Annotated in this window: 5 protein-coding genes; 3 read left to right on the forward strand and 2 right to left on the reverse strand. The window is 70.7% G+C overall.

The features are described 5' to 3' along the window. Window positions 1–35: 35 nt before the first annotated feature. The gene (locus AB0F10_RS43885) at window positions 36–980 is read right to left on the reverse strand and encodes an LLM class F420-dependent oxidoreductase (protein ID WP_360640150.1); all 945 of its coding nucleotides are present in this window, start codon (window positions 978–980) and stop codon (window positions 36–38) included. A gap of 77 nt (window positions 981–1,057) precedes the next feature. Between AB0F10_RS43885 and AB0F10_RS43890 the strand changes: the two genes are divergently transcribed. The 3 genes from AB0F10_RS43890 (at window position 1,058) to AB0F10_RS43900 (ending at window position 3,334) form a co-directional block, all read left to right on the forward strand. After that, on the forward strand, window positions 1,058–1,657 hold the full coding sequence (locus tag AB0F10_RS43890) for a helix-turn-helix domain-containing protein (protein WP_360640152.1): 600 nt from the start codon (window positions 1,058–1,060) through the stop codon (window positions 1,655–1,657). A 137-nt stretch (window positions 1,658–1,794) separates the two neighbouring features. Beyond that, window positions 1,795–2,241 carry a hypothetical protein gene (locus AB0F10_RS43895; RefSeq protein ID WP_360640155.1) on the forward strand — a complete coding sequence of 149 codons (447 nt, stop codon included), beginning with the start codon at window positions 1,795–1,797 and terminating at the stop codon, window positions 2,239–2,241. After that, window positions 2,234–3,334, forward strand: a complete 1,101-nt coding sequence (locus AB0F10_RS43900; RefSeq protein WP_360640158.1) for a caspase family protein — start codon at window positions 2,234–2,236, stop codon at window positions 3,332–3,334. Before AB0F10_RS43895 ends, AB0F10_RS43900 begins: the two co-directional genes overlap by 8 nt. A gap of 15 nt (window positions 3,335–3,349) precedes the next feature. On the opposite strand, the gene AB0F10_RS43905 is transcribed toward AB0F10_RS43900, so the two are convergent. Then, window positions 3,350–5,284 (reverse strand): substrate-binding domain-containing protein, encoded by a 1,935-nt coding sequence (locus tag AB0F10_RS43905; RefSeq protein ID WP_360640160.1) that lies wholly within the window; start codon window positions 5,282–5,284, stop codon window positions 3,350–3,352. Window positions 5,285–5,441: the final 157 nt, after the last annotated feature.

The raw sequence follows: 5,441 nt of genomic DNA on the forward strand, positions 1-5,441 counted from the left end.
CGGACGAGGCGAGCCGGTCCGGCCGCGGCGGGTGTCTACGCGGCGGCGACGAGGGGCTTGAGCGCGGCGCCGACCTGGGTGACGAAGCCGGGGCGGTGGCCGTTGCGGATCAGGTTGATGGTGATCCCGTCGATCCCGGCGCCCAGCACCTGCTCGTGCAACTGCTCGGCGACCTGCTCCGGCGTGCCGAGGAAGACCCGGTTGCGGCGGTCCTCGGGCACGGACTCGCCGAACTCCTTCACTTCCTGCTCCGTCTCGCCGACGAGGCCCATGCTCAGGTAGCTGGTCGCGAGCGTGGCGGGGTCCCGGCCGATCTCCTCGCAGCGCTGCCGCAGCACGGCGACCTTGTGCGGCAGGTCCGCGACGTCGCAGATGATGTTCATGTGGTCGGCGAAGCGGGCGGCGAGCCGGAACGTCTTCTGCTCGCCGCTGCCGCCCAGCATGACCGGGATGGTCGGCCGCAGCCGCGGATTGTTCATGGCGCCGCGCGCGGTGTACCACTTGCCGTCGAGCGTCGCCTGCTCGCCCTTGAGCATCGGCGTGATGATGCTCAGCGCCTCCTCGAGCCGCTCGAAGCGCTGCCCGAAGGTGCCGAACTCGAAGCCGTAGTCGTGGTGCTCCCGCTCGAACCAGCCGGCGCCGATGCCGAGGATCGCCCTGCCCTTGGAGACCACGTCGAGGGTGGTCACCGTCTTCGCCAGCATGGCGGGGTTTCGGTACGTGTTCCCGGTGACCAGCGCGGACAGCTGGATCGTCGACGTGACAGACGCGAGCGCGCCGAGCGTCGTGTAGGCCTCGAGCATCGCGTTCTCCGGCGCGCCGATGCCCGGCAGTTGATAGAAGTGGTCCATCACCAGGACGGTGTCGAAGCCGACGGCCTCGGCCTCCCGGGCCTGGGCGGCGACGGTGTCGAACAGATCCTCGACGCCGACGCCGGGGTAGGTGAAGTTCGGAATCTGGTACCCGAGCCGGATGGTCACGGTGCCTCCGCCGTGTAAGTGGGCTATCAATTGCTAATGTAAGAGCTAACTTACACGGCGGCAAGCGGGGAGGCGGGATGTCGGAGAACCGGCGTTACCACCACGGCGACCTCCGCGCGGCGCTGATCGAGACCAGCTTCCTCCTGCTCGCCGAGCAGGGCCTCGAGCGCTTCTCGGTCGCCGCGGTCGCGCGCCGGCTGGGTGTCAGCTCGGCCGCGCCGTACCGGCACTTTCCGGACCGCGCCCGCCTGCTCGGGGCGGTCTCGGCCATCGCCGCCCGCGACCTGCGCGTCGCGATCGCCGACGCCGCCGACGCGGCGGGCCCGGACCCGGCCGACCGCCTGGCCGCGGCGTCCGGCGCCTACGTCCGCTACGTCGCCCGCACCGGCGCCGGCATCCACGTCGTCTACGCCGCCGAGCTCTACGACCTTCAGGACGATGGCCGTCGTGAGCAGACCCGCGCGCTGATGACCACGCTGCTCGACCTGGCCTCGGCGACCGGCCCCCGTTCCTACGAGGCGGCCGTCCTGCTGGTCGAGGCGACCCTCGCCGTCGCGCACGGCTACACCTCGCTCTACGCGGACCGCTTCTTCGCCCGCAGGTCCAGCACCGTCGACGACATCGCCGCCCGGGCCTGCGAGGCCGCCCGGATCCTGATCGCACCCTCCGGGCGGTAGCCGGCCCGCGCCGTCGCGGGCGTTCGGTCATTGATTTGAACCCACTCGGCCGTACCCGAAAGGGCGGGAGGGAATGGTCGCGCACGACGGGTTGGATAACCTTGCACATTGAATGCCGAGAAAGGCGAGAGTTATCCATGACCAATTCATTTCCGGATCCGGATCCGTGCGCGACCGTGTCGTTGAGCCTGCCGGACGAGAGTCACGCCGGTCCCGGTTCGTCGCTGGCGAAGCTGCGCTGGCACCTGGCGCAGATCGGCTTCGACGGCGAACTCGCCGATGAACTGGCAGCCCCGGCCGCCGGGGCGGGGGACAAGAACGTCGTCGAGATGGTCGCGGGGGCCGGCGATGCGGCACCGGCCGCCCTCGTCTACATCGTCAGCGCGGCGGCGGCCTCCGGCCTGGTCAAGATAGCCGGCGAATGGGTGCGAAACAAAAGCAAGAGGATCACGATAACCGCGACGCGCCCGGATGGCAGCACGATAAAGATCGACGCCAACAATCCACCCGACAACCTCTCGCAATTGATCGCCGACGCCGGTGGCACGGGCGAACCCCGGCACGACAACGCCAGCGATGACTGATCCGGAGATGCCCGGCCGGCGGGCCCTGATCATCGCCACCGGCCGGCACGACAACCCCGGCATCCGGGACCTCATGGGTCCGGTCTTCGACGCCGCGGCGATGAGCAGCACGCTGCAGAAGCTGGGCGGCTTCAAGGTGGACCTCCTGCTGATCGACCGGCCCGCCAAGGAACTGCTCAGCAAGATCGAGGCGTTTCTGTACAGCTTCGACGAGCAGGAGACCGCGCTGGTCTACTTCTCCGGCCACGGCTTCAAGGCCGCGGGGCCCAGCGACGCGGCCAAGCCCGGCAAAGATCTGTGGCTCGCGGCGAGCGACACCGACCCGCGGAGTCCGGCCGGCACCGCGCTTCGCGCCGCCGACATCCGCGCCCTGCTGGAGCGCTCCGAGGCGCGGGCGAAGATCTGGATCCTGGACTGCTGCAACGCCGCGGCGGCGGTGGCGGCCGGCGCGGGCGGGCGTACCAAGGGCTGGCACGGCTTCTTCGACTCCGTGACCCGGGACTTTCCGCGGACCGAGGGCGCGGGCGCGGCGCGGCCCAACCCGATGATCGACCTGACCCGCGCCGACAAGGGGCTCGTCGGGGCGTTGCCGCCGGAGCAGGGCCGGGGCCTGTACTTCCTGTTCGCGGCGGGCGACGGCCAGCCGGCCCGGGACGGCGACGACGGCAGCCCCTACACCGCGATGCTCATCGAGGGCATGAGGTCGATTCGGGCCGACCGCAACGGCGACGGCTGGATCTCGGTCTGGGAACTGGCCCGGTACGTCGACAGCCAGCACCGCAAGATGCTCCCCGCGCACGAGGTCGTACGCATGATGCCGAGTTCGGATGTCTGGGGAGCCGCGGACGGCGACGTGTGGATGATCCGTGGGCGGTCCCGGGCCCTCGCGAGATGGCAGCCGTTGTGGCGGACCCTCGGCGATCCGGTCGGCCCGTTCAGCGCCGCGGCGGCCGCGCTGGCGCTGGGCACGGTGAGCTGGGCGCTCGGCGACCCGGTGCCGGCCGCGCTGACGGTCGCGGCGCCGATCGGCCTGGGCTGCTATCTGGCCTACCTGGCGGCCGGCACCTATCTGCGGTTGCGCCCGGCCGAGTAGGCCGGGCCCGCCCTTCTAATAGGACGCACGGATCGCGTTGGCGAAGGCGCTGACGAAGGCGCCGGAGAGCGAACCCTTCGTGCCCGCGACGCCGACCGAGAGGCTGTCCAGGCCGGTGGTCGCCTTCAGGATCCGGTCGAGTGGCTCGGCCTCGTCGGCGGTGATGCCGAAGCACACCGGGTAGACGGGGATCGACCGGATGTCCTCGCGCGGATTGTCCAGCACGTCGTCCGCGGACTGGCCCCAGTAGTCGTCCACGCCGTCGGTCATGACCACCACGGCGTAGATGTCGTCGGCCCCGGCCCGGCCGGCCGCCGCCTTGCGCCGGGCCACCTGCTGCTGCGCGCCCATGATCGCCTGAAACAGCGGGGTGTCGTTGTCCGCCGTGCGGACCTTCAGGTTGCCGACCGCCGACTCGAAGCGGTTCTGCTCGAAGTCCTCCCACCGGACCGGATCGGCGCAGACGTTCCTGCACAACTCCCGCTCGTCGGGCCCCTTCGTGCCGCCGTGCTTCCTGGATTTCGCGGCGAATCCCACGATCGTGAACTCGTCGTTCCTGCCCAGCCAGGCCTGCGCCCGCTGCAGCGCGCTGCGGACCTCGGCTATCCGGTCCCGCCCCGCGACCGAGCCGTCCTCGGCCATCGTGCCGGACTCGTCGATCAGGACCATCAGGTGCACCGGCTTGCGGCTCGCCAGCCACCGGTCCCGGATCGCCGCGATCTCCCTGCCCTGAACGGCCAGGCCCGGCGGCGCGGTCACCGACTCCGGCAGCACCACCCCCGCGTCGCCCATCCGCTCGTTCAGTTCGGTCAGCCCCAGCTTCGGGAACCTCCTGCCGTTCCTGTCGCGCAGCCCCGAGTTCGCCAGCCGCTCCTGGGCGCCCGGCGTACTCAGGAACGCCAGGAAGTCGTCGGCCGCGGCCCGCTGCGCCGCGGTGAGACCCGGCAGGGGAACGAACGGGTGGTCCATCACCCAGTTGGTGGTCGAGTAGATCGGCACCAGGTCGTCGGGCGCGTCGGCGCCGCTGCTGCCGGACGGGCACGGAGTGGAGTTCTTCGGCTCGCCGCCCAGGCTGTTGGCGTCGTACTGGTACATCAGGGACTCCTGGACGATCACGGCACTGGCCCGGCCGCCCCAGTCCGGCAGGCCGCAGCGGGACTCGTAACGCAGGTCCCGCATCATCTGCGTACCGTCCGGGTCGATGTCGTTGGGCACCAGCCGCTCGATGCGCCGCAGATATTCGGGAAGCTCCGCCTCCTTGACCCGCGCGTTGGTGGCGGCCTTCGACACCGCGATCAGCGCGAACAGCCCGGACGTCGACTCGACCGGATCGTCCTTGCGCAGCGAGAAGCCCTTCCACTGGGGCAGGCCGTGGCTCAACAGTCCCGGCCGGCCCCACTGCAGCGGCTTGCCGTCCTCGAGCAGCTGCCCCAGGACGGACCAGTTGAAGTTCAGCCCGGCGTCGGCGAGACCCGCCTTGAAGCGTTCCGCCTTCTCCCTGGGCATGGCCAGCACGAGCGGGCTCTGCGCCAGCGACTCGAAATCGTCCCCTTCCGGCGCCGTGTCCGGCTTCTCGTACTGCCACAGCGACACCCACGCCGACGACGTCGGCAGCCACACGTGCGGCTTGAACTGCTCGCCGGTGACCGTCGTCCAGTCGGAGGAGGAGAGTCCCCGTTCGGCGGTGCCCGAGCTCACCGACGACAGCCGTACCGTCGCGCAGCCCTTCTCGCCGCCCAGGCCGAATTCCCGGTGGGCGTCGTTGTAGTCCTTCACGACCAGGTCCATCGCCTTCGGCGCGTCCGGATTTCCGGACGCCTTCTCGGTCGACGAGGACAACTGCAGCGTCACCGGCAGGCAGTCCTTCAGGGCGCGGTTCGCCGCCACCGCGGCGCCGGCGACCAGGACGATCGCCAGGACACCCACCAGACCCACCCGGCGTGGGCTCACGTCATCAGACCTTGGCAAGGCGTCTCCCGCGCTCACTGATCGGCGTACCACTCGAACCCGCGGATCAGGATAGGAAGGGGACGGCGCCCGCACCCGGACAAGTCGTGCGCACTCCGGGCCGCACCCGCGGCGGCCGGGGGGGCCCCCCCCGGCGCCG

The sequence above is a fragment of the Actinoplanes sp. NPDC026623 genome (assembly GCF_040638275.1).
Lineage (GTDB): Bacteria > Actinomycetota > Actinomycetes > Mycobacteriales > Micromonosporaceae > Actinoplanes.

What these genes read in the sequence shown, in the direction of transcription:
- AB0F10_RS43895 (WP_360640155.1), top strand. Translation starts at nt 1,795, where the DNA reads ATGACCAATTCATTTCCGGATCCGGATCCGTGCGCGACCGTGTCGTTG.
- AB0F10_RS43890 (WP_360640152.1), top strand. Translation starts at nt 1,058, where the DNA reads ATGTCGGAGAACCGGCGTTACCACCACGGCGACCTCCGCGCGGCGCTG.
- AB0F10_RS43900 (WP_360640158.1), top strand. Translation starts at nt 2,234, where the DNA reads ATGACTGATCCGGAGATGCCCGGCCGGCGGGCCCTGATCATCGCCACC.